At 60.7% G+C, this 21,472-nt stretch carries 12 protein-coding genes; 10 read left to right on the forward strand and 2 right to left on the reverse strand.

The features are described from left to right. Nucleotides 1-83: 83 nt before the first annotated feature. Nucleotides 84-4,979: an NAD-glutamate dehydrogenase gene (locus AC3IT6_RS15930; RefSeq protein WP_489351013.1), complete on the reverse strand. Its 4,896-nt coding sequence runs from the start codon at nucleotides 4,977-4,979 to the stop codon at nucleotides 84-86. A 504-nt stretch (nucleotides 4,980-5,483) separates the two neighbouring features. On the opposite strand from AC3IT6_RS15930, the gene AC3IT6_RS15935 reads away from it, so the two are divergent. The 7 genes from AC3IT6_RS15935 to AC3IT6_RS15965 all read left to right on the forward strand — a co-directional run bounded on the left by AC3IT6_RS15935 (nucleotide 5,484) and on the right by AC3IT6_RS15965 (nucleotide 12,983). Further along, nucleotides 5,484-5,837 (forward strand): hypothetical protein, encoded by a 354-nt coding sequence (locus AC3IT6_RS15935; protein ID WP_489351015.1) that lies wholly within the window; start codon nucleotides 5,484-5,486, stop codon nucleotides 5,835-5,837. A 288-nt stretch (nucleotides 5,838-6,125) separates the two neighbouring features. Then, nucleotides 6,126-7,085, forward strand: coding sequence for an AAA family ATPase (locus tag AC3IT6_RS15940; protein WP_057715002.1), 960 nt, complete (start codon nucleotides 6,126-6,128; stop codon nucleotides 7,083-7,085). Nucleotides 7,086-7,090: 5 nt separating this feature from the next. Then, on the forward strand, nucleotides 7,091-8,035 hold the full coding sequence (locus AC3IT6_RS15945) for a DUF58 domain-containing protein (protein WP_150724321.1): 945 nt from the start codon (nucleotides 7,091-7,093) through the stop codon (nucleotides 8,033-8,035). Continuing rightward, complete coding sequence (locus AC3IT6_RS15950) at nucleotides 8,032-8,526, forward strand: DUF4381 domain-containing protein (RefSeq protein WP_150724050.1); 495 nt, start codon at nucleotides 8,032-8,034, stop codon at nucleotides 8,524-8,526. The genes AC3IT6_RS15945 and AC3IT6_RS15950 overlap by 4 nt, the downstream gene beginning before the upstream one ends. Further along, a complete protein-coding gene (locus AC3IT6_RS15955; RefSeq protein WP_489351018.1) occupies nucleotides 8,519-9,601 on the forward strand; it encodes a vWA domain-containing protein in 1,083 nt (360 codons plus the stop codon). The genes AC3IT6_RS15950 and AC3IT6_RS15955 overlap by 8 nt, the downstream gene beginning before the upstream one ends. After that, entirely contained in the window at nucleotides 9,598-11,337 is a 1,740-nt protein-coding gene (locus tag AC3IT6_RS15960; RefSeq protein WP_489351020.1) for a VWA domain-containing protein, read from the forward strand. The genes AC3IT6_RS15955 and AC3IT6_RS15960 overlap by 4 nt, the downstream gene beginning before the upstream one ends. Then, entirely contained in the window at nucleotides 11,334-12,983 is a 1,650-nt protein-coding gene (locus AC3IT6_RS15965) for a BatD family protein (RefSeq protein ID WP_489351022.1), read from the forward strand. The genes AC3IT6_RS15960 and AC3IT6_RS15965 overlap by 4 nt, the downstream gene beginning before the upstream one ends. Before the next feature lie 33 nt (nucleotides 12,984-13,016). Here AC3IT6_RS15965 and AC3IT6_RS15970 read toward each other — a convergent pair whose 3' ends face one another. Beyond that, a complete protein-coding gene (locus AC3IT6_RS15970; RefSeq protein ID WP_489351024.1) occupies nucleotides 13,017-15,866 on the reverse strand; it encodes an RHS repeat domain-containing protein in 2,850 nt (949 codons plus the stop codon). A 124-nt stretch (nucleotides 15,867-15,990) separates the two neighbouring features. Here AC3IT6_RS15970 and AC3IT6_RS15975 point away from each other — a divergent pair, with 124 nt between their 5' ends. Genes AC3IT6_RS15975 through AC3IT6_RS15985 form a run of 3 tightly spaced genes read left to right on the forward strand, consistent with a single transcriptional unit; the run spans nucleotide 15,991 to nucleotide 21,466 of the window. Beyond that, on the forward strand, nucleotides 15,991-17,235 hold the full coding sequence (locus AC3IT6_RS15975) for an exonuclease SbcCD subunit D C-terminal domain-containing protein (RefSeq protein WP_489351026.1): 1,245 nt from the start codon (nucleotides 15,991-15,993) through the stop codon (nucleotides 17,233-17,235). Continuing rightward, the gene (locus tag AC3IT6_RS15980) at nucleotides 17,232-20,873 is read left to right on the forward strand and encodes an AAA family ATPase (protein ID WP_489351028.1); all 3,642 of its coding nucleotides are present in this window, start codon (nucleotides 17,232-17,234) and stop codon (nucleotides 20,871-20,873) included. The genes AC3IT6_RS15975 and AC3IT6_RS15980 overlap by 4 nt, the downstream gene beginning before the upstream one ends. Continuing rightward, a complete protein-coding gene (locus AC3IT6_RS15985; protein WP_489351030.1) occupies nucleotides 20,870-21,466 on the forward strand; it encodes a glutathione S-transferase in 597 nt (198 codons plus the stop codon). The genes AC3IT6_RS15980 and AC3IT6_RS15985 overlap by 4 nt, the downstream gene beginning before the upstream one ends. Nucleotides 21,467-21,472: the final 6 nt, after the last annotated feature.

Here is a 21,472-nt window from a genome sequence, read left to right on the forward strand (position 1 = left end):
GGGCAATCAGTCACCACAAAAACCTCCGACATAAAAAAAAGCCCCGCATCTTTCGATGCGGGGCTTTTTCATTCAGCGCCTGATCAGGCAGCCGGTTCCAGCTCGGCGGCGACAGCGGCAGGCACTACCGCTTGACCGCTCAACGCCAGGTCCAGCAGTTCGCGGTTGGCCACTGCGTACATGGCGTAGTCGGTGCCGCTGGCGGCACGGATTTCCACCAGCATGACACGCCAGCGCTCGATCATGCTCTCGTGCTGCGCCATCCATAGCGACAGGCGTGTTTCCACGTCCTGGGTGCCATCGCCCTGTTGCAGGACCGAGATGGTGATCGCACGTTGCTGCCAGTCCACATCATCACGGAACGCTTCACGGGCCAGGGCCTGCCAGTTGTTTTCAACCGGCAGAGCGCTGATCTGTTGTATGTACCAGGTGATGTCCAGCGCACTGCCTACGGCGAAGTAGGCCTTGGCCACTTCGGCCGGATCCTGGCCAGTCACGTCGGAAGCCTCGATGATCGGCAGCAGGGTGTACAGGTGCGAAGTACCAGCCACCATGCGCGCCAGCAACTCCGGCACACCGGCTTCGACGTACGCCTGATAACGGGTCTGCCAGGTTTCGCGGATCTCGCCACTGAGCAGCTCGTCGAGCTTGAGGCCCAACTCCTTCAGGTGCGGACCGAAGTGGGCGACGTCACGGGCAGCATTCTGCTCGTTGCGACGGGCACGCAGGAACCAGCGCGTGGCGCGACGACCCAGACGCATCAGCTCGTCCATCAGCTCCAGTTGCACGTCGGCGGAAACCTGGTAGTCCAGGTTTTCAATCTGCCGGAACCAGTGCGGGAGATGGAAAATGTCGCGCACGATCACGTAGGCGCCAGCCACGTTCGCCGGGCTCATGCCGGTCGACTCTTTGAGTCGTTGAACGAAGGTGATACCCATGTGATTGACCAGATCGTTGGCGATCTGGGTGCTGACGATTTCGCGCTTCAGACGGTGACGACGCATGGCCGCGGAGAACTTGCTCACCAGGGTTGGCGGGAAAGCGGTTTCCATGTCGCGGGTCAGGTAGTCGTCGTCCGGCACCAGGGAGCCCAGCAACTGCTCCTTGAGGTCGATCTTGCTGTACGAGATCAGCACCGACAGCTCGGCACGGGTCAGGCCATGGCCTGCCGCGATGCGCTCGTTGATTGCATCTTCGGCCGGCAGGAACTCGATGGCGCGATCCAGCTTGCCACGGCCTTCCAGGTCGTTCATCAGGCGCTTGTATTCGGCAATCCGCGGCAAGGCGCGACGGGCTGCCAGGGACAGGGCCTGAGTCTGCTTGTAGTTGTTGCCCAGCACCAGACCACCGACTTCGTCGGTCATGCTCGCCAGCAACTGGTTACGTTGCTTGTCGGTCATGTCGCCGGCCTGAACCACTTCGTTCAGCAGGATCTTGATGTTCACTTCGTGGTCGGAGCAGTCCACACCACCGGCGTTGTCGATGAAGTCGGTGTTGGAACCGCCGCCATTGAGGCCGAACTCGACGCGACCCAGTTGGGTCATGCCCAGGTTACCGCCCTCGCCCACGACTTTGCAGCGCAGTTCGTTGCCGTTCACGCGCAGTGCATCGTTGGCCTTGTCGCCGACATCGGCGTGGGTTTCGCTGCTGGCCTTGACGTAAGTACCGATACCGCCGTTCCACAGCAGATCCACCGGTGCCTTGAGCAAGGCATTGAGCAGTTCGGTCGGGGTCAGCTTGTCGGCCGAGATGTCGAAGCGTTCCTGCATTTGCGGGGAAATCGCAATGCTCTTCGCGCTACGGGAGAAGATGCCGCCACCTTCGGACATCAGGCTGGTGTCGTAGTCCGACCAGGCCGAGCGTGGCAGGTCGAACAGGCGCTGACGCTCGGCGAAGCTCGACGCTGGCTCAGGGTTCGGATCGATGAAGATGTGCAGGTGGTTGAAGGCCGCGACCAGTTGCAGCTTGTCGGACATCAGCAAGCCGTTACCGAACACGTCACCGGCCATGTCGCCGACGCCCACCACAGTGATGCTGTCTTCCTGGACATTGATGCCGCGCTCGCGGAAGTGGCGCTGTACGCCGACCCACGCGCCCTTGGCGGTGATGCCCATCTTCTTGTGGTCGTAACCCGCCGAACCACCGGACGCAAACGCGTCACCCAGCCAGAAGCCGTAGTCGATGGCGATGCCGTTGGCGATGTCGGAGAAGGTCGCAGTGCCCTTGTCCGCCGCCACTACCAGGTAGGGGTCATCGTGGTCATGACGCACGACGTTGGCCGGTGGCACCAGGGCGCCGTCTTTCAGGTTGTCGGTGATGTCCAACAGGCCAGAAATGAAGATGCGGTAGCAGGCGATGCCCTCGGCCGCGATCTCGTCACGGCTGCCGCCCAGTGGCAGGCGACGCGGCAGGAAGCCGCCCTTCGCACCCACCGGCACGATCACCGAGTTCTTCACTTGCTGGGCTTTTACCAGGCCCAGGACTTCGGTACGGAAGTCTTCTTCACGGTCAGACCAGCGCAGGCCACCACGAGCCACGTTGCCGAAGCGCAGATGCACGCCTTCGACGCGCGGCGAGTAAACGAAGATTTCGAACTTCGGTACCGGCTTTGGCAGCTCGGGAATCAAGTGCGGGTTGAACTTGAAGCTGAAGTACGACTTGTTATGGCCGTTGGCATCGGTCTGGTAGAAGTTGGTGCGCAGGGTGGCCTTGATCAGGTCCAGGTAGCGACGCAGGATGCGGTCTTCGTTCAGTACCTGGACGTCGTCCAGGGCGCTGTGAATCGCGTGTTCCAGGCGTTGCTGCTTGTCGTCCAGATCGTCGCCGGTCAGCTTGCGCGCCAGGTAGAAACGGGTCTTGAACAACCGGGTCAACTCGCGAGCGATGTCGGTGTGGTTGTTCAGGGTGCTGGCGATGTAGCCCAGGTCGAAGCCCAGACGAATCTGCTTCATGTAACGGGCATAGGCACGCAGCAACGCCACGTCGCGCCATGGCAGGCCGGCGGTCAGTACCAGACGGTTGAACGCGTCGTTCTCGGCTTCGCCACGCACGATGTGGACAAAGGCGTCCTGCAGCGTGTCGTTGAGTTGCTGGATGTCGAGTTCCAGGCCTTCGGCGGCGGTGAACGCGAAATCGTGAATCCAGAACTCGCGGCCACTGTTGTGGCGCAGGCGGTACGGGAACTCACCCAGCACGCGCAGGCCGAGGTTTTCCAGGATCGGCAGCACGTCGGACAGTGCCAGCGGGGTATCGGCGTGGTACAGCTTGCAGTGCAGCATGCGCTGGCCGGAAACCTGGCCCAGCGGCTGGTAGAAGCTCATCACCAGCGGATTTTTTTCGTTGAGGCTCAGCAGGTGCTGCATGTCGACCACAGCCGAGTGGGCTGCGAAGCGCTCGCGGTAACCGGCCGGGAAGCCTTTCGGGAAGTCGGCCAGCACGTTGGTGCCGTGGGCTTCACCGAAGCTTTCAATGGTCAGGGCGGCGTAGTCGTCCTGCCAGCTGCGGCAGGCCTGCACCACTTCTTTTTCCAGCAGCAGCGGGTCGATATCGAGGCGGTTTTTCGGGTCGACGCGCAGGATCAGCTGCACGCGAGCCAGCACGGACTCGGAGAAGAAGGTCCAGAACTCGCAGTCCGAGGCTTTCAGGCGATCCATCAGCACTTGCTGGATCTTCTGGCGCACTTCGGTGGAATAGATGTCACGCGGCACGTAGGCCAGGCAGTAGCAGAAACGGCCGTACGGGTCTTTACGCAGGAACACGCGAATCTTGTTGCGTTCCTGGATCTGCACGATCGACATCACGGTGCTGAACAGCTCGTCCACCGGGGTCTGGAACAGATCGTCGCGCGGCAGCACTTCGAGCACCTGCGCCAGTTCCTTGCCCAGGTGAGCCTTGGCCTGGAAGCCGGAACGGTGTTCGATTTCCTCGACCTTGCGGCGGATGTACGGGATCACCCGCACGCTCTCGCCATACACCGACGAGGTGTACAGGCCCATGAAACGGCATTCCTTGATGACCTTGCCGTCGGCGTCAACTTCACGGATCGACACGAAATCCGGGTAAGCCGGACGGTGGACACGGCTTGGGTGCGAAGCCTTGGCGAACGACAGCAGAGTCGGTTCGCGCAGGTAGTTCACGGCGTAGTCTTCGATGCGCAGGTCATCGTAGGTCAGGCCGGCACGCAGCAGCTTGGTCAGGCCGAGGAAGGAGTCCTTGTCGTAGACGATATGGCCGCCATCGGCTTCATCGCTGACCACGAACTCTTCGTAGCCGAGGAAGGTGAAGTGGTTGCCCACCAGCCATTCCAGGAAGCTCTTGATCTCGTTCTTCTCGTCGCCTTCGACGGCGAACTGGCTGTTGTCCAGCATGGTCAGGATTTCCTGGACCTTGGCCTTCATCGGCTCGAAATCGCCGACGGCCACGCGAACTTCACCGAGCACCTGCTCCAGCTCTTTGCTCAGCACATTGAGCTCGGCGGTGTTGGCGCAGCGGTCGATTTCCAGGTACATCAGCGATTCTTGCTGAATGTCGTCGCCCTGGGTGCCTTTCGGCAGGATTTCCAGCAACTCGCCCTTGCTGCCACGACGCACGCTCAGCACGGTGGTTTGCAGGGTATGGATGCTGTAGCCGCGGCGGTTCAGCTCGGTACGCACCGAGTCCACCAGGAATGGCAGGTCGTGGTGCAGCACTTCGACCGCGGTGTGGGTCGACTGCCAGCCGTGGCGTTCGTAATCGGGGTTGTAGACGCGCACTTGCGGCTGCGCGTGATCGAAGCGCTCAAGCATGCGCCACGCAGAAAGGGTGCAGCCAGCAAGGTCGGACAACCGACGCTGGGTCAGCTCGTCAAGGGAAATGATGCCGAAGAATTGTTCAGCGAACAGCGCCACTTGTGGCAGTGCCTGTTCACTGATGTGCTGCGCCAGTGCCGCTTGCAGTTGGTGCTGGAAGTCGGCTTTGCTGGCTGCGGTGAAGAACGCCATCTGTGGTACTCCGCTTGGGCTTGTTATTGATGGAAGCGTCGCGTGCAAAACCCCTGTTCGGGGCTACCCGTCACCCTGTTCCTGATTCTCGGGCAGAGGACACAGGGTGACAGGTGGGTGAAGCTGGACGAGACACTCAGGTCACATTCACCTTCCGTGAATGGGCATCTGCAAAAACGACTGGACTGCGTGCAGCGCAATGTCTTTACGGGTGCTCATCCGTTGCGCAGCTTAACCAGTGCGGCAAGGCCCGTGCTTGCGGTGCTGCGACATATTCGGTCATCGGTACGCAGCTCAAGGCATGCGCATCGAACAACACTAGCATTCGCACAGGAAAATGACGGTTTTCCGTCCGGTTTTACGGGACATTCGTACCAGAAATGACCAGTAACACTCTGGCCGTCCACGACCCGGTCATCGACACTCAGCCAAGCAGAAATGTGCGCGGGCTGGCAGAATCGCCCTTTGTTGCGTTTACCACGCCCGTCGAGCCAGGAATTTCCCATGAAAATGAAAACCGCCCTCTTGATCGTCAACCCTTGCGACGACGAAGAAGACAACATGGCCATGCTCTGCTGCCATAGCGATCAAGGCGAAATGTTCCTGATGAGCCGCTACCCGGATGAAGACGAGCTGGAAATCACCCTCGACGGCGAACCCTCGACCCTGGATGGCGTGAAAGTCACCCTCAGCCCTTCCCTGCTGAAGATTGAAATTGCTGCTGCGGATGCTGATGCGTTGAATGGGGATGACGTGCTGGAAATTACCTTTGATACCGACATGGTGGATCTGGCTGAAGTGGAAGAGACTTTGCAGAACATTCTCAAGGGCACCGGGACTTACATCAGCGAGCTCTGAATATCAGCGCACTTACTGACGCCTTCGCGAGCAAGCCCGCTCCCACAGTCGACCGTGTTCTTCCAGTAAGAATGCGATCAAATGTGGGAGCGGGCTTGCTCGCGAAGAGGCCCGCAAAAACACCGCACCCGCTGAACTGTGCAAACTTCCTACAACGATTGCCAACCAATTCCCGCACTTTGCGCAAAATGCCGTTAGTCGCCGCCCCCCGCGATGGATTAAAGTAACGCCCCCAGCCCTGGCGTACTTCGAACGTCCTCGGCCACCCTTTTGCAGGAACAGTCATCGATGGAACATCGTGAAGCGCTGCTTGCGCTGCGAACCTTTCTTTCAACGCAGATTCTCGGCCAGGAAAAACTCATCGAGCGCTTGCTCATCGCCCTGCTTGCCGACGGCCACATGCTGGTCGAAGGCGCTCCTGGCCTGGCCAAGACCAAGGCCATCAAAGAACTTGCCGAAGGCATCGAGGCTCAGTTCCACCGCATCCAGTTCACCCCCGACCTGTTACCGGCCGACATTACCGGTACGGAAATCTACCGCCCGGAAACCGGCAGCTTCGTGTTCCAGCAAGGTCCGATCTTCCACAACCTGGTACTGGCAGACGAAATCAACCGCGCCCCGGCCAAGGTTCAGTCGGCCTTGCTCGAAGCCATGGGCGAGCGGCAAGTCAGTGTCGGGCGCAGCACCTATGAGCTGTCGCCGCTGTTCCTGGTGATGGCCACGCAAAACCCCATCGAGCAGGAAGGTACCTATCCGCTGCCAGAAGCCCAACTTGACCGGTTCCTGATGCACGTGAAAATCGGCTTTCCCGATGCCACTGTCGAGCGCCGGATTCTGCAGCAAGCCCGTGGAGAAGCCCTGAACGGCGAAGCGAAGCCTGAGCGTCGGGTCACTCAACAGACGATTTTTGTCGCACGCAAGGAAATCCTCGGCTTGTACATGGCCGACGCCGTGGAGGAATACCTGGTGCAACTGGTCATGGCCACCCGCACCCCGGCCAAGTTCGATCCGGAGATGGCCGAGTGGATCGCCTACGGCGCCAGCCCGCGCGGTTCGATTGCCCTGGACCGCTGCGCCCGCGCCCACGCCTGGCTGGCCGGACGTGATTTCGTCAGCCCGGAAGATATCCAGGCCGTGCTGTTCGACGTGCTGCGCCATCGCATCATTCTGTCCTTTGAAGCCGAAGCCGCTGGCATCGATCAGGACCGGGTGGTCCAGCGGATTCTCGACGTCGTAGCCGTCGCTTGACCCCGATGAACGCCAGCCTGCCGCCCGAGCCGGGCATCCGCGTCAGCCTCGCTGACCTGATCGAGATGCGCCATCGCGTGCGCGAAGTGCAGCTGTTTTCCACGCCGAGCCAACGCAGCCCGCTGATCGGCCTGCACCACTCCAAATTGCGCGGGCGTGGCGTCGACTTCGATCAGGTGCGGGTCTATCAGGCCGGTGACGATGTGCGCACCATTGACTGGCGCGTCACCGCGCGCACCCAGGAGCCTCACACCAAGCTGTTCCACGAAGAACGTGAGCGGCCGATTTTCATCATGGTCGAACAAAGCCGCCGGCTGTTTTTCGGCTCGGGCCTGATGTTCAAGTCGGTGCTCGCCGCCCAGGCCGCGAGCCTGATCGGTTGGGCAGCCCTGGGGCACAACGACCGGGTCGGCGGCCTGGTGTATGGCGACAATGTGCACTACGAAATCAAGCCTCGGCGCAGCAAGCAAAGCCTGCTGCAGTTGCTCAACCGGCTGGTGCGGGTCAACCAGTCGCTGACCACCGAAGGCGAGCCGGACCGCGACGCCTTTGGCATTGCCTTGCGCCGCGCCCGGGAAGTATCACGCCCGGGCAGCCTGGTGATCGTGATTTGCGATGAACGCGCGCTATCGGAAAGCGCCGAGCAACAGCTGAGCCTGTTATCGCGTCATTGCGACCTGCTGCTGCTGCCGGTGTCCGATCCGCTGGATCATGCCCTGCCCGCCGCTGGCCTTTTACGTTTCGCCGAGCGTGGCGCGCAATTGGAACTCGATACGCTGAATTTCGACCTGCGCCAGACTTACCGGGCCCAGGCCGAAGCACGCATCGCGCGCTGGGAGCTGCTCGCGCAGAAACTGCGGGTCTTGCTGATGCCCCTGAGTACCCAGAGCGAGATGGTCGAGCAATTACGCGAATACCTGAACCCACAGAAACCGGGGAAAGGTCGATGAGCAGCCTTGATCAACTGCAACCACTGATATCCCCGCCACCGGTGGAATTCTGGCCACCGGCACCGGGTTGGTGGTTGCTGCTTCTATTGGTGCCACTGATCGGTTTGGGCCTGTGGCAGCTGCGTCGCTTTATTCCGGACAAACGCCCCGTGGTACGTGCTGAACAGCCGCTTGACCCGGTGCGCCTGGCCGCCCTGGCGGAGCTGGCCTTGATGCCCAAACCCTACGACGGTGCGCCAGCCGGAGCCTGGCTGCAGCAACTCAACGGCTTGCTCAAGCGCCTGTGCCGCAACCACTACCCCTATAGTCAGAGCCATACCCTCAACGGCCGCAAATGGCTGGCGTTCCTCGACAACCGCTGCCCGGCCGCCGGCCTGACCCGCTGGATGGTGCTTGTGGAAGGCGCCTACAAACCCGAATGCAAACTCGACGACAAGGCCATCGCCGGCCTGACCCAGGCCGTCGACACATGGATTCGCAAGCATGTTTGAGTTCGCCTGGCCGTGGATTTTTGCCCTGTTGCCGCTGCCGTGGCTGATGCGCATCGTATTGCCGGTGGCCGACAGTGGCGAACCGGCGCTCAAGGTCAGCTTCCTCAGCGACCTGGAAGGCCTCGCCGGGCGTCGCGCCCGGGCCAACCTGCCAGCATGGCGCCAGCAGGCACCGTTCATACTGCTGTGGATGTTGCTGCTGGTCGCGGCGGCGCGCCCACAGTGGCTCGGCGAACCCTTGCCGATTGCCGCCAGCGGCCGCGATCTGCTGGTGGCGGTGGACGTTTCCGGTTCCATGGACTTCCCTGACATGCAGTTGCAGGACGAAGATGTGAGCCGACTGGCGCTGGTCCAGCACCTGCTCGGAGACTTTCTCGAAAGCCGCGAAGGTGACCGGGTCGGCCTGATCCTGTTCGGTAGCCAGGCCTACCTGCAGGCACCGCTGACCTTCGACCGCCACACCGTACGCGTCTGGCTCGATGAGGCCCGCATCGGCATTGCCGGCAAAAACACCGCCATCGGCGATGCCATCGGCCTGGCCCTCAAGCGCCTGCGCTCGCGCCCGGCAACAAGCCGCGTGCTGATTCTGGTCACCGATGGCGCCAACAATGGCGGTGAAATCGACCCGCTCACCGCTGCGCGGCTGGCGGCCAAGGAAGGCGTGAAAATCTATCCGATCGGCATCGGCGCCGATCCGGAGCAAAGTGGCACGGTCGGCTTTCTCGGCGTCAATCCGAGCCTGGACCTTGACGAGCCTTCCCTCAAGGCAATCGCCGAGGTCACGGGTGGCCAGTACTTCCGTGCTCGCGACGGCAAGGAACTGCAGGCGATCAAGAAAACCCTCGATCAACTGGAGCCCGTGGCCCAGCAACCGACCCAGGCCCGCCCGGCCCAAGCCTTGTATCACTGGCCGCTGGCCCTGGCGCTGTGGTTGAGCATGCTGCTGGTGGCCCCCGTACTCTGGCCGGACAACCCGTTGCAACGCCTGTTTACCAAGGATCTGTATTTGCAAACGCAATTGCTGCCCGACTGGCGCCAGCGGCTTAAACGCCTGCGCCTGCGGAGGCGCCGATGAGTGCGCTGTGGCCCTACTGGTTCCGGCCTTGGTGGCTACTGTTGCTGCCGGTGCTTGGCTGGTTGCTCTGGCAACTCTGGCACCGCAAGAAGCGCGCCGGGCGCTGGCAGATGATTCTACCTCCGGCCTTTCACACGGCACTGCTCAGCGGTGGCAGTGGACGTGACAGTAAATTGCCCTGGATCGCCCTCGGTCTCGCCTGGCTGTTGACCGTGCTCGCCCTGCTGGGTCCGGGCTGGCAGCGTGTCGAGCAGACCAGTCAAAAGCCTGCCGACCCACTGGTGGTGATTCTCGAGCTGACCCCGGAAATGCTCGCCACCGACGTCACGCCCAACCGAATCGAACAGGCACGACGCAAGCTGCTTGACCTGCTGCAGATCCGCAGCGACGCGCAAACCGCCATCGTCGTCTACGCCGGCAGTGCCCACACACTGGTACCGCTGTCAGATGATCTTGCCACCAGCCGCAACCTGTTGGATGCACTGAAACCGTCGTTGATGCCAGAGGCCGGTCATCGCGGCGATCTGGCGGTGCTCAAGGCCCTGGCGCTGCTCGAACAGGCTGCTTTGGGCGACGGGCGGATCCTGCTGATCGGTTCGTCCCTGACCGACCAGGAGCGACTGGGCATCCGTCGCGCGCTGAGCGGCAAATCGACTCAATTCCTGATGCTCGGCATCGGCACCGCCGAAGGTTCGCCCATCACCCAGGAGGACGGCAGCTTCCTCAAGGATGAACAAGGCGCCATTCTCGTACCGCGCCTCGACGAGCCTGGCTTGAAAAGTTTTGCCAACGACCTGGATGGCCGCTATCGACAGGCGCGCCTGGACGATAGCGACCTGCACGCCCTTGGCCTGCTCGACGGTCCACGCAACTTGCGCAACGACGGTCAGACCTTGCGCCTGGACACCTGGGCCGATCAGGGTTACTGGCTGCTGCTGCCACTGTTGCTGCTCGCGGCCTGCGCGGGACGTCGCGGCTGGCTACTGTGCCTGCCACTGCTATTGGCGCTGCCTCAACCGAGCTACGCCTTCGACCTCGCGGACCTTTGGCTGCGGCCTGATCAACAAGGCTTGCATTTACTCAAGCAGAAGCGTCCGGCGGAAGCCTCCCGACGCTTCGAAAACCATCAGTGGCAAGGCGTGGCGCTCTATGAGGCCGGCGACTACGCAGGCGCCGCCGAGCGGTTTGCCGAAGGCGACGATGCCCACGCCCACTACAATCGAGGCAATGCCCTGGCCAAAAGCGGTGAGCTGGAGGCAGCCCTGGACGCTTACGAACAGGCACTGGAACGTCAACCGGATTTGCGTCCCGCACTGACCAACAAGGCGCTGGTCGAACGCCTGCTCAAGGAGAAAAACACGCCACCCGCTCCTGAGCCAGACGCAGCCAGCAACGCCCGGCCCGAAACCGAATCGGCGGAACCACCGCCCGGTGCCGCCGCCCAACCCTCGAGCAGCGGAGAACCGAAAACCGAGGGGCAACCGCCCCGCCCGGGTGAGGAACAATCGCCCACCAGACCGCCGAAACCGGGGACCAACGAGGTACCGGGCAGCGAACTGGGTGACGAACAACACACCACACCGCCCTTGCGCCCGGCCACCGACAGCATCGAAGGTGAACAGCGCCAGGCACTGGAGCAGTGGCTGCGGCAGATCCCGGATGACCCCGGTGAACTGCTCAGACGCAAATTCTGGTACGAACAGCAACAACATCAGGATCAGGAAGAAACTCGATGACCCGCTTCACCGTTTTATTGCTCGCGCTGCTGCATGGCCTGTTGTTCTGCACGGTTCAGGCACAGGCAGCAGAACTGGTCGCCAGTGTTGATCGCAGTCGCCTGAGCTCGGGCGAGACGGTCGAACTGACCCTGGAATCCAGCGATGTCACGCAGTTCGGCAAACCTGACCTGGCAGCGCTGGAGCCGTTGTTCGAAGTGCGCGGCACACGCCAGGTCAACCAGCTGAACACCCTGAGCGGTGAAAACCAGGCCACCACCCGCTGGATCGTCACCCTCCTGCCCCGGCAAAACGGCAGCGTGGTGATTCCGTCACTGCAACTGGGCGAACTGCAGAGCCAGCCGATCACCCTGCAAGTGGTCGAGAGCGAAACACCAGACAACCCGGACAAGCGCGCCGTGGTGTTCATTGATGCCAGCCTCGATCAAACCAGCGTGTACGTTCAGGCTCAGGCAGTCCTGACCCTGCGCATCTACCATTCGGTGTCGCTGTACGACGACAGCAGCCTGCCGCCCTTGCAGATACCTGACGCACGCATCGAACAATTGGGCGAATCACGCACCTACGAAAAAGACATCGACGGCCTGCGCCACGGCGTGATCGAAATGCGCTACGCGATCTACCCGCAACACAGTGGCGAACTGATCATTCCGGCGCAGGTTTTCAACGCCGCGCTGGTCGACCCACAACCGGTACAGGACACCGCCCAGGGGCCCAAAGCCGGCAAGCTGATGCGCATCACCTCGGCCGAACTGCTGTTGACGGTCAAGGCCAAACCCATCACCTATCCGGCCGATGTCCCCTGGCTGCCTGCGCGCAGCCTGACCCTGAGCGAAAGCTGGAACCCGGAGCCGGATCACACCCAGGTCGGCGATTCACTGACCCGCAGCCTGACGGTGAAGGCCGAAGGCTTGTCCAGCACCCAACTGCCACCGCTGCCCGGCACCGATGTCGGCGGCCTGCGCCGCTACCCGGATCAACCGGTGCTCGGTAACCAGAACAGCGAACGCGGCCTGGTCGGCAGTCGTGAAGACCGGGAAGCCCTGGTGCCGACACGGACCGGCGCCATCGAGTTGCCCGCCGTCGACGTGGTCTGGTGGAACACCTTCGAAGACCATCTGGAACACAGCAGCCTGCCCGCTCGCACGCTGCACGTGGCGGCCAACCCAAGCCTGATGGTCGACACCCCGGCCGGCGCCTCAGCGGTCGATGCCAGTGCCGACAGCGAAGCACTCTGGCGCTGGAAGCTCAGCACCTTGATCCTGGCCTGCACCACCCTGCTCGGCTTCGGCCTCTGGTGGCGTGGCCGCTGGCAACCGGCGGTGGCACGTGTCGCTCAAACCGGCCCGAGCCCGCGCACCGTGCTCGACGACCTCAAGCGCGCCTGCCAGGCCAACGATTCCCACGCCACCCGCCAGGCCCTCGACGCCTGGGCCCGCCAACAGCCGGAAACCCTGGCCGACATGGCCGCCCGCTTCGTGCCACTGTCCAACGCCCTCGACGGCCTGAACGGCGCGCTGTACAGCGAAACCGGCCAGTACTGGCAAGGTGACGAGTTGTGGCGGGCGATCAAGGCGATCCCGATGGCCGAACGGGTGCAGGACCCGGTCGGTGACAGTGGGTTGCCGCCGCTTTATCCGAAGTAAGAACTCTGCACCGGATTGGGGCAACAAAGCCCACTATTGAAGTTTCCTTATCAACTTTGCTGCCGGACCATTAAATCGCTGGTTAATTGAGTCGGTAATAAGCGGGACCACATCTGCGGTTCCCAGCATGACTTGCGTTCGCTGGACTGGATCAGCGTTGTATCCCCGCCTATCATATTCATCAGGCCCATCTACTATCCACCCTTCAATGCGTTGGTCATTGCGCACATGAACAGCCAATGTCGTTAGCTGTTTCTCGTAATTAGTAGCAGAGCCATCGCTGGCAATAGACTTAGGCCAAGTGAGATAAATACGATCAAAAGTTCCTGCATGATGGCTGGCTTCGTGCTCAATCGTTCGCCTTAATCCAATAGCAGTCTTATGATCAGTCGAATTCCTGATAAAAATTCTTTTGTCCGGATCCCCCACGACTACCTGCCCCAACCATGTAGCGGAACCATTCGCTGCCATACCAACGATACTCTCGGGCTTTATCTGCTGCGCCATCGGAACAAAAGAATTTTTGTAGCTATCACGCACGAGCTGAACAATGTAATCATCAATATGACCAGACTCTTTTTTCGTCCTGAACAGTCGAAGCAACCAATTTTTATCATCAGCACTACGACCACCTGCATCTATTTCTTCGATCACTGCACTGGCAAATACCACACTTTCCTTATAAGTATAAAATGCCTGCTCCAACACAGCCCCAAAATTTGAATCCCAGAGTTTTATTGCATCAATTCCGATTGCCTGGACAGGATCTCCAGCATCGCTCCACTGCTGCTGGTGTAGTTGAAAATCATAGGGATTACTGCCAACCTCATCTACTAACCTTAGAGGGTTATTCCTTACAAATCTGAATAAATTCAGCCCATCGATATCGCCACCTGGATCAGGATTCATCCACCGTGACAACCACGGCGCGTAGTATCGACATCCATAATAATAAAGACCCGATGCATCCCGCTCCTTACGGGAATATCGAATGGTTTTGTAATTAAACTCTGACGCCCCTCCCCGCCACCATGCCGTACCTCCAAATGGATAGTAGCCTTCCTGACTGACCAAGCATGCACCTTCGTCAAACTCTAAAGTACTTGACCCTAGATGGTCAGTTGCCACGTAACGTATTTGGGTATAATTCGAAGCGCCGGATGAAACGGCTTCCCGCTGCAATACACGAACATACCCGAGCCCTGCCTCGATCCTCATCACGTGCCGCTCTTCACCTGCTTCCCCATCGTGATGAATTTCCAACCCCGGCAAATAGCGCACCTCACTGACCAACTCACGACCTTTCGCTTGAGCAGTTCTAACTTTGCGCAAGCGGTAACCGGAATGATCGTAGATGTAGAATTCGCTATCATTACCCCCCCCTTCACGCCGCACTAATTCAACTCGACTTAGCTGATTACGCGCATCCCACCCAATACCATGCCCATTTTGCAAGCCGAGTTGATTCCCGTTGCAATCGAACGCCTTTAATATTGATTCCTCGTCAGGCAGAGAACCGTCTTCATTCTGAGCCAGACTTCGATTACTACGACAGGAGACAGCCATGCGGAATCCAGAAGCATCACCATGGTACCGCTCTAGCAAGTTGCCAGCGGCATCATAACGAAACCTCTGAGTATAGTTTCGCAGGTCATTAGCATCCTGGGGTAACGACAGGGCTCTTTCAAGATACCCAGCGTAACTGAGCTGACTGACCTCTCGCCCAGTGGCTTCGATCAATTGACAGAGGCTGTCGTAGCGATAACGACTTATCGGATCAATTCGCTGCCCATTGAAGTGACGTATGCGATCGGCCCTGTCCTCAATACTGAGTAGATTACCCATGGGATCGTAGAAATAATGAAGTATCTGCCCTTTTTCATCACCGGAAACAACAGAGAGTCGAGTCAGGCGCCCATCCTCTCCACTGTATTCAGCGTTGGAGGGAATGCCATTCCCAGCCATCGAATACTCGACCTGACCAAAAGCGTTGTATCGGATATTTTGAACTATCGTTAGCCGCTTAGATTTTGCGCCAGCTAGCTGTAGTCCAATCTCGCTAATTTGCCCGCTTATCGCATGACTAATATATTTACTATTACCTTTCGCGTCCGTCTCACTGTGCAACTCATTGATGGCCGAAAAACCACGATGGGTTACATAGAATTGACCTGCTTCCAAAAGGTTATCCCGAAACTCCATATCCATTGGCCAATCGGGTCGTTCCAGTCCAATCAGAAACTGACGCTCCTCCTGAAGGGGTGACGCAAGCAAACTGTAATCAGGAAACCGCAACGTTCCAGCGCAATCTTCATGACGTACCACCTGACCACATTGATTATGGGAAGCGGCATCGCCACTTGAATCACCGAATGTGACCCGTTCAACAACCCTTTTTTCCTGGCCAATAATATGTTCCTGAACACTGATCATGCGACGTGACAAATCATATGTCGTCTCCTGTTCAGCGCGACCGTCCCAGGAATGAACCGAACACCCGGATTGGTCAATCAAGACGAGGCGCCAACCGGAGTCAAGACTAGATGTTGACAGGACCGCTCCAGAAAATGAGCAAATATTGACCCGATTGGGATCTACAAAATCACCTGCTTCAACCATTTTCCAAAGACGCGGATCCCATCTTGAAACCTTTTTTTCGTTGGCATTGTAAGCAGATCGCGTTACGCGCAACTCAGGCTCTTGATCACAATACGAGCGACAATAGGCAACGTCCCGAACGTTCAGACCACGTGGTTCCTGAACTGCCAGGGTTGGAGTCGAGGTATGTATCGATTTTCTGTCCATTGCTTGTGATAACACGGCAAAAAAACTGCTGCTACTGTCAGAAATTACAGGTGCACTGGACCAACTGGGCTCTGCCACACAAGACACCGAGTGACGCGTTTTAATCGATCAAGCTCTCGAGTTTGTTTACCAGTAAACTCTCCCCCCTTTCGCCGCCTTCATTTTTCACGCGGCCATTACCTATTTTGTAGCGGAGTCCGCCTTGCGCTTGTTTCACACCTCCGACTGGCACCTCGGGCAGAACCTGCACGGCCAGGATCGCGATTTCGAGCACGGCTGTTTTCTCGACTGGCTGTTGCGCCAGCTGAAACTGGATCAACCGGATGTGCTGTTGATCGCTGGCGATATCTTCGACACGGTCAATCCGCCGGTCAAAGCCCAGGAACGCCTCTACGACTTCATCGTCAGCGCCCACGAACAGCAGCCGTTGCTGACCATCGTGATGATCGCCGGCAACCACGACTCCGGTTCGCGGATCGAACTGCCCGCGCCCTTGATGCGGCGCTTGCGCACTCACGCGCTCGGTCGTGTGCTGTGGCTCGACGACGGTCAACTGGACGCCGAGCGCCTGTTGCTGCCCTTGCCGAATGCCAGTGGTGAAATCGCCGGCTGGTGCCTGGCGCTGCCATTCCTGCGTCCGGCGGAAGTCACCGGCGCGCATTTGGGCGACAACTACCTGCGCGGGATCGGTCAGGTGCACGAGTGGCTGATCGAAGCGGCCAACGCCAAGCGCCAGCCAGGCCAGGCACTGATCGCCATCAGCCACGCGCACATGGCCGGCGGCTCGGTGTCGGAAGACTCCGAGCGCAGCCTGATCATCGGCAATGCCGAAGCCCTGCCCGCCAGCCTGTTCGGGCCGAGCATCAGCTACGTTGCCCTCGGCCACTTGCACAAACCGCAGAAGGTCAACGGCGAGGAACGCATCCGCTACAGCGGCTCGCCGATTCCGCTGTCGTTCTCCGAGATCAGCTATCAGCACCAGATTCTCGACATCAAGCTCGACGGCGAAACCCTGCTCAGCGTCGAGCCGAAACTCATCCCACGCGCGGTCAACCTGCAGCGCATCGGCCCGGCGTCTTTGAGCGAGATCCTGCTGCAACTGGCGGACCTGCCGAACATCGACCTGTTGGCCGAGATCCAGCGCCAGCCGTGGCTGGAGGTGCGGGTGCGCCTCGACGAACCGCAGCCCGACCTGCGCAATCAAGTGGAAACCGTCCTGCAAGGCAAGGCCGTGCGCCTGGTGCGCATCGCCGCCGAGTACGCCGGCAACGGCGGCCGTGACGGTGCCGACGAAGGCAGCACGCTGATCGAACTGGACCAGCTCACGCCTCAGGAACTGTTCAGCCGCGCCTGGCAGGACAACTACGGCAGCGAGGTCGACGAGCAGACCCTCAAGGACTTCGCCGAGCTGTTGCAGGACGTGCAGATGGAGAGCGAACAGCCATGAAAATCCTCGCGATCCGCCTGAAAAACCTCGCCTCCCTGGCCGGGCCGTTTGAAATCGACTTCACCGCCGAACCCCTGGCCAGTGCCGGACTGTTCGCCATCACCGGCCCCACCGGCGCCGGCAAAAGCACCTTGCTCGATGCCCTGTGCCTGGCGCTGTTTGGCGCCGTGCCGCGCCTGAACAACACCGGCCGCGATGCCAAGGTGCCGGACGCCGACGGCGAAATCGCTACCGGCGACCCGCGCACCCTGCTGCGTCGCGGCACGGGTGAAGGCTATGCGGAAGTGGATTTCGTCGGAGTCGACGGCCGCCGTTACCGCGCCCGCTGGGAAGCCAATCGCGCCCGGGACAAGGCCGCCGGCAAGCTGCAGGCCAGCCGCCAGAGCTTGCGTGACATCGATCAGGATCAATTGCTCGCCAGCCAGAAAGGCGAATACAAGACTCAGCTCGAAGCTGCGCTGGGGCTGAATTTCGAACAGTTCACCCGCGCGGTGATGTTGGCGCAAAGCGAGTTCAGCGCATTCCTCAAGGCCGACGACAACGACCGCAGCGAACTGCTGGAAAAACTCACCGACACCGCGCTCTACACCCGCCTCGGTCGTCGCGCCTTCGACAAGACCAAAGAGGCTCGCGAGGCGCACAAGCTGCTGCAGGATCAGGCCAGCGGTGTGACGCCACTGTCGCCCGAAGCCCGCGGGGAACTGGACGGGCGCTTCAACCAGGCGCAGCAACAACTCAAGACCCAACAGGCGCAGCTCAAACAGCTTGAACTGCAGGACACCTGGCTCAAGGACCTGCGTCGCTTGCAGGACGAACATCTGGCCGCCAGCGAACAACTGCAATCGGCGCAGACCCACTGGGAATCCCTGACCAGTGAGCGCTTGAGGCTCACCCGCCTCGAACAGTTGGCCCCGCAACGGCACCAGTTCGCCCGTAAAGCCGAGGTCGATGCGCTGCTGACACCCCTGGCGGCGCAAATTGCCTTGCACACGCAGCACCATGGCGAACTCGGCGAGCATCAGACGCAGCTTGAGCAACAGCTCGGCAGCGTCCGGATCGCCTTGAGCGAAACCCAGCAGCGGCAAGTCGACAGCGCGCCGTTACTGCGTCAGGCCTTCGAAGCGCAAAGCACCCTCGCCCGCCTGGCCAAGGACACCGCCCTCAGCGCCGAAGCCAGGCAACAGGCGCAACAGGCCTGCACCCAGGGCCAGGGCACGATTCAGACCTTGCTCGATCAGCAAGCCCGTGGCGCCGCGGACTTGCAGCGCATCACCACGGGGCTGGAGCAAAGCACGCATCTGGCACCACTGAGCGATGCCTGGAATGCCTATCGCGACCGCCTGCAACAGTTGATGTTGATCGGCAACCGGTTGAATCAGGGCCAGGCCGAACTGGCCAGCCTCGAACAAAACGCCGCGAGCACCGACCAGGCACTCACCGCGCAGAAGCAGCAACTGGAGGTGCTGTTCAAGGAGGCCGGCGCCGAACCGGATGCTGTCGCCGAGCAGATCGGCATTCTGGGCAGCCTGTTGCAGGATAACCGCAAGCAACTGCGCGCCGTCGAAGACCTTGCGCGCCTGTGGGACAGCCAGCAGGATCTGGACAAACGCGGTGCCGAGTTGCAACAGCGCCAGCTCACCGCGCAACAGGAACGTGAACGCCTGACCCAGGACGGGGTCAAGGCCAAGGCTGATCTGAGCGTTGCCGAACAGACCCTCAACGTCACTCGCGACCTGCTGGAACGTCAGCGTCTGGCGCGCAGTGCCAGTGTCGAAGAGCTGCGCGCGCAGTTGCAGGACGATCAGCCATGCCCGGTCTGCGGCAGCAACGAGCATCCGTATCATCAGCCGGAAGCCCTGCTGCAGAGCCTCGGCCGCTTTGATGAAAGCGAACAGGCCAACGCGCAGAAGGCCGTCGACCTGCTCAAGGAAAAACTCACTGACTTGCGCGCCGAAGTCGGCGGGCTGATCGCCCAGCAAAAGGAACTGCTGCAACAGCTGGAGCATCTGGCGACCCAGCAGCAAGCCCTCGCACCGAGCCTGGAAGCGCATCCGCTGGCCACCCAACTGCTGAACCAGGATGCCGCCAAACGCGATGCCTGGCTCATCCAGCAAAACAGTCAGCTCAACCAGAGCATCAGCCAGGACGAGCAACGGCAGACCGCGCTGCTCACCCTGCAACAGGATGCCGCACGCCTGACCCAGCAACTGCGCCATGCCGAAACCGCGCACCAGCAAGCGGCCCAGCACCTGAGCAATCAACAGCGTGAGCTGGGTAACGACCGCCAGCGCCTGGACGAAGAACTCAGCGCATTCGCCAACCTGCTCCCGGCCGAAACCCTGCAAGCACTGCGCGTCGAACCGGCCGCGACCTTCATGCAGCTCGACCGGCAGATCGCCGAGCGCCTGGCGCAACTCGAGCAACAAAAGGAAGAGCTGGCCGAGCAGCAACAGCGCCAGCAAAACCTGGAGAAGGAACAGGATCGCCAGCAAAGCCGCGTGCAGCAATTGCAGGCCGCCGAACAGCAGTTCAGCGGGCTGGCCGAGCAGCAACAGGCGAGCCGGCACACACTCGGGCAATTACTCGGCGAACACAGCAGCGCCGAGCATTGGCAGCAGCAACTGGAACAGGCCGTGGAACAGGCGCGCAGTGCCGAAACCAGCACTGCGCAGACGTTGCAAAGCGTCGTCACGCAGTCTGTGCAACTCGCCGCCGAGCTCAAGGCCCAGCAGGAACGCCTGCACGCACTGGAAGGCGAAGAACGTGAACTCACCGGCAAGATCGGCGACTGGCGTGCCCGTCATCCCGAGCTGGATGACGGCGGCCTCGAAGACTTGCTGCGCGTCGACGACACCCAGGTCAGCGAACTGCGCCAGCGCTTGCAGCACAGCGAAAAAGCCATCGAACAGGCCAGCGTCCTGGTGCAGGAGCGCGACAAGCGCCTGCTCGATCACCAGGCGCAACACAACGGCAACCTCGATGCCGAGCAGTTGGCCAGTGCGCTGATCGACCTGCAAAACCTTGCCGCCACCAGCGAGCAACACTGCGCCGAATTGCGCGCCGAACAGGCCGAGGACCAGCGCCGGCAGAACGCCAATCAGGCCCTGGCGCAGCAGATTGCCGACGCCTACAACGAGTATCAACGCTGGGCGCGCCTGAATGCGTTGATCGGCTCCGCCACCGGCGACACCTTCCGCAAGATCGCCCAGGCCTACAACCTCGACCTGCTGGTGCACCACGCCAACGTGCAACTGCGCCAACTGGTGCGCCGCTATCGCCTCAAGCGCGGCGGCAGCATGCTCGGCTTGCTGGTGATGGACACCGAAATGGGCGACGAACTGCGCTCGGTGCATTCTCTGTCCGGTGGCGAAACTTTCCTGGTCTCGCTGGCGCTCGCCCTCGGTTTGGCGTCGATGGCATCGAGCACGTTGAAAATCGAGTCGCTGTTCATCGACGAAGGCTTCGGTAGCCTCGATCCCGAATCCCTGCAACTGGCCATGGACGCCCTCGACGGCTTGCAGGCCCAGGGCCGCAAGGTCGCGGTGATTTCCCACGTACAGGAAATGCATGAACGGATTCCGGTGCAGATTCAGGTCCAGCGCCAGGGCAATGGCCTGAGTACCCTGGAGGTGAAATGAACACCCTGTATTCGTTCCGCCGCTGCCCGTACGCCATGCGCGCACGCATGGCCCTGCACTACTCGGGCGTGGCCGTGGACATCGTCGAAGTCAGCCTGAAGGCCAAGCCCGCCGAAATGCTCGCGCTGTCGGGCAAAGGCACGGTGCCGGTGCTCAGCGCCGATGGCCGGGTGATCGACGAAAGCCTCGACATCATGCGCTGGGCCCTGGCACAGAACGACCCGCAAGACTGGCTGCTCAAGGATGATCCTGACGCAGCGACGCAAATCGCCCCTCTGATCGAACAGAACGATCAGGTGTTCAAGGTGCACTTGAATCGCTACAAGTACGCCGATCGTTATCCCGAGCAACCGATGGAGGTTTATCGCGGCGAGGGCGAGGTGTTTTTGCAAAGGCTGGAGACGTTGCTGGAGGGACGCGACTACTTGCTGGCCAACCATCCAAGCCTGGCCGATGTGGCATTGATGCCCTTCGTGCGCCAGTTCGCCCACGTCGACCGCGACTGGTTCGCGCAGACGCCGTATCGACGGTTGCAGGGCTGGTTGCAGCGGTTTCTGGAGTCGGAACTCTTTACTTCAATCATGAAGAAATAGGCCAGG

The organism is Pseudomonas sp. KH_017, assembly GCF_057840285.1.

Excerpts from the sequence above, each read along its gene's own strand:
- AC3IT6_RS15930 (WP_489351013.1), bottom strand. The coding sequence starts at position 4,979 with ATGGCGTTCTTCACCGCAGCCAGCAAAGCCGACTTCCAGCACCAACTG.
- AC3IT6_RS15935 (WP_489351015.1), top strand. The coding sequence starts at position 5,484 with ATGAAAATGAAAACCGCCCTCTTGATCGTCAACCCTTGCGACGACGAA.
- AC3IT6_RS15940 (WP_057715002.1), top strand. The coding sequence starts at position 6,126 with ATGGAACATCGTGAAGCGCTGCTTGCGCTGCGAACCTTTCTTTCAACG.
- AC3IT6_RS15945 (WP_150724321.1), top strand. The coding sequence starts at position 7,091 with ATGAACGCCAGCCTGCCGCCCGAGCCGGGCATCCGCGTCAGCCTCGCT.
- AC3IT6_RS15950 (WP_150724050.1), top strand. The coding sequence starts at position 8,032 with ATGAGCAGCCTTGATCAACTGCAACCACTGATATCCCCGCCACCGGTG.
- AC3IT6_RS15955 (WP_489351018.1), top strand. The coding sequence starts at position 8,519 with ATGTTTGAGTTCGCCTGGCCGTGGATTTTTGCCCTGTTGCCGCTGCCG.
- AC3IT6_RS15960 (WP_489351020.1), top strand. The coding sequence starts at position 9,598 with ATGAGTGCGCTGTGGCCCTACTGGTTCCGGCCTTGGTGGCTACTGTTG.
- AC3IT6_RS15965 (WP_489351022.1), top strand. The coding sequence starts at position 11,334 with ATGACCCGCTTCACCGTTTTATTGCTCGCGCTGCTGCATGGCCTGTTG.
- AC3IT6_RS15980 (WP_489351028.1), top strand. The coding sequence starts at position 17,232 with ATGAAAATCCTCGCGATCCGCCTGAAAAACCTCGCCTCCCTGGCCGGG.
- AC3IT6_RS15985 (WP_489351030.1), top strand. The coding sequence starts at position 20,870 with ATGAACACCCTGTATTCGTTCCGCCGCTGCCCGTACGCCATGCGCGCA.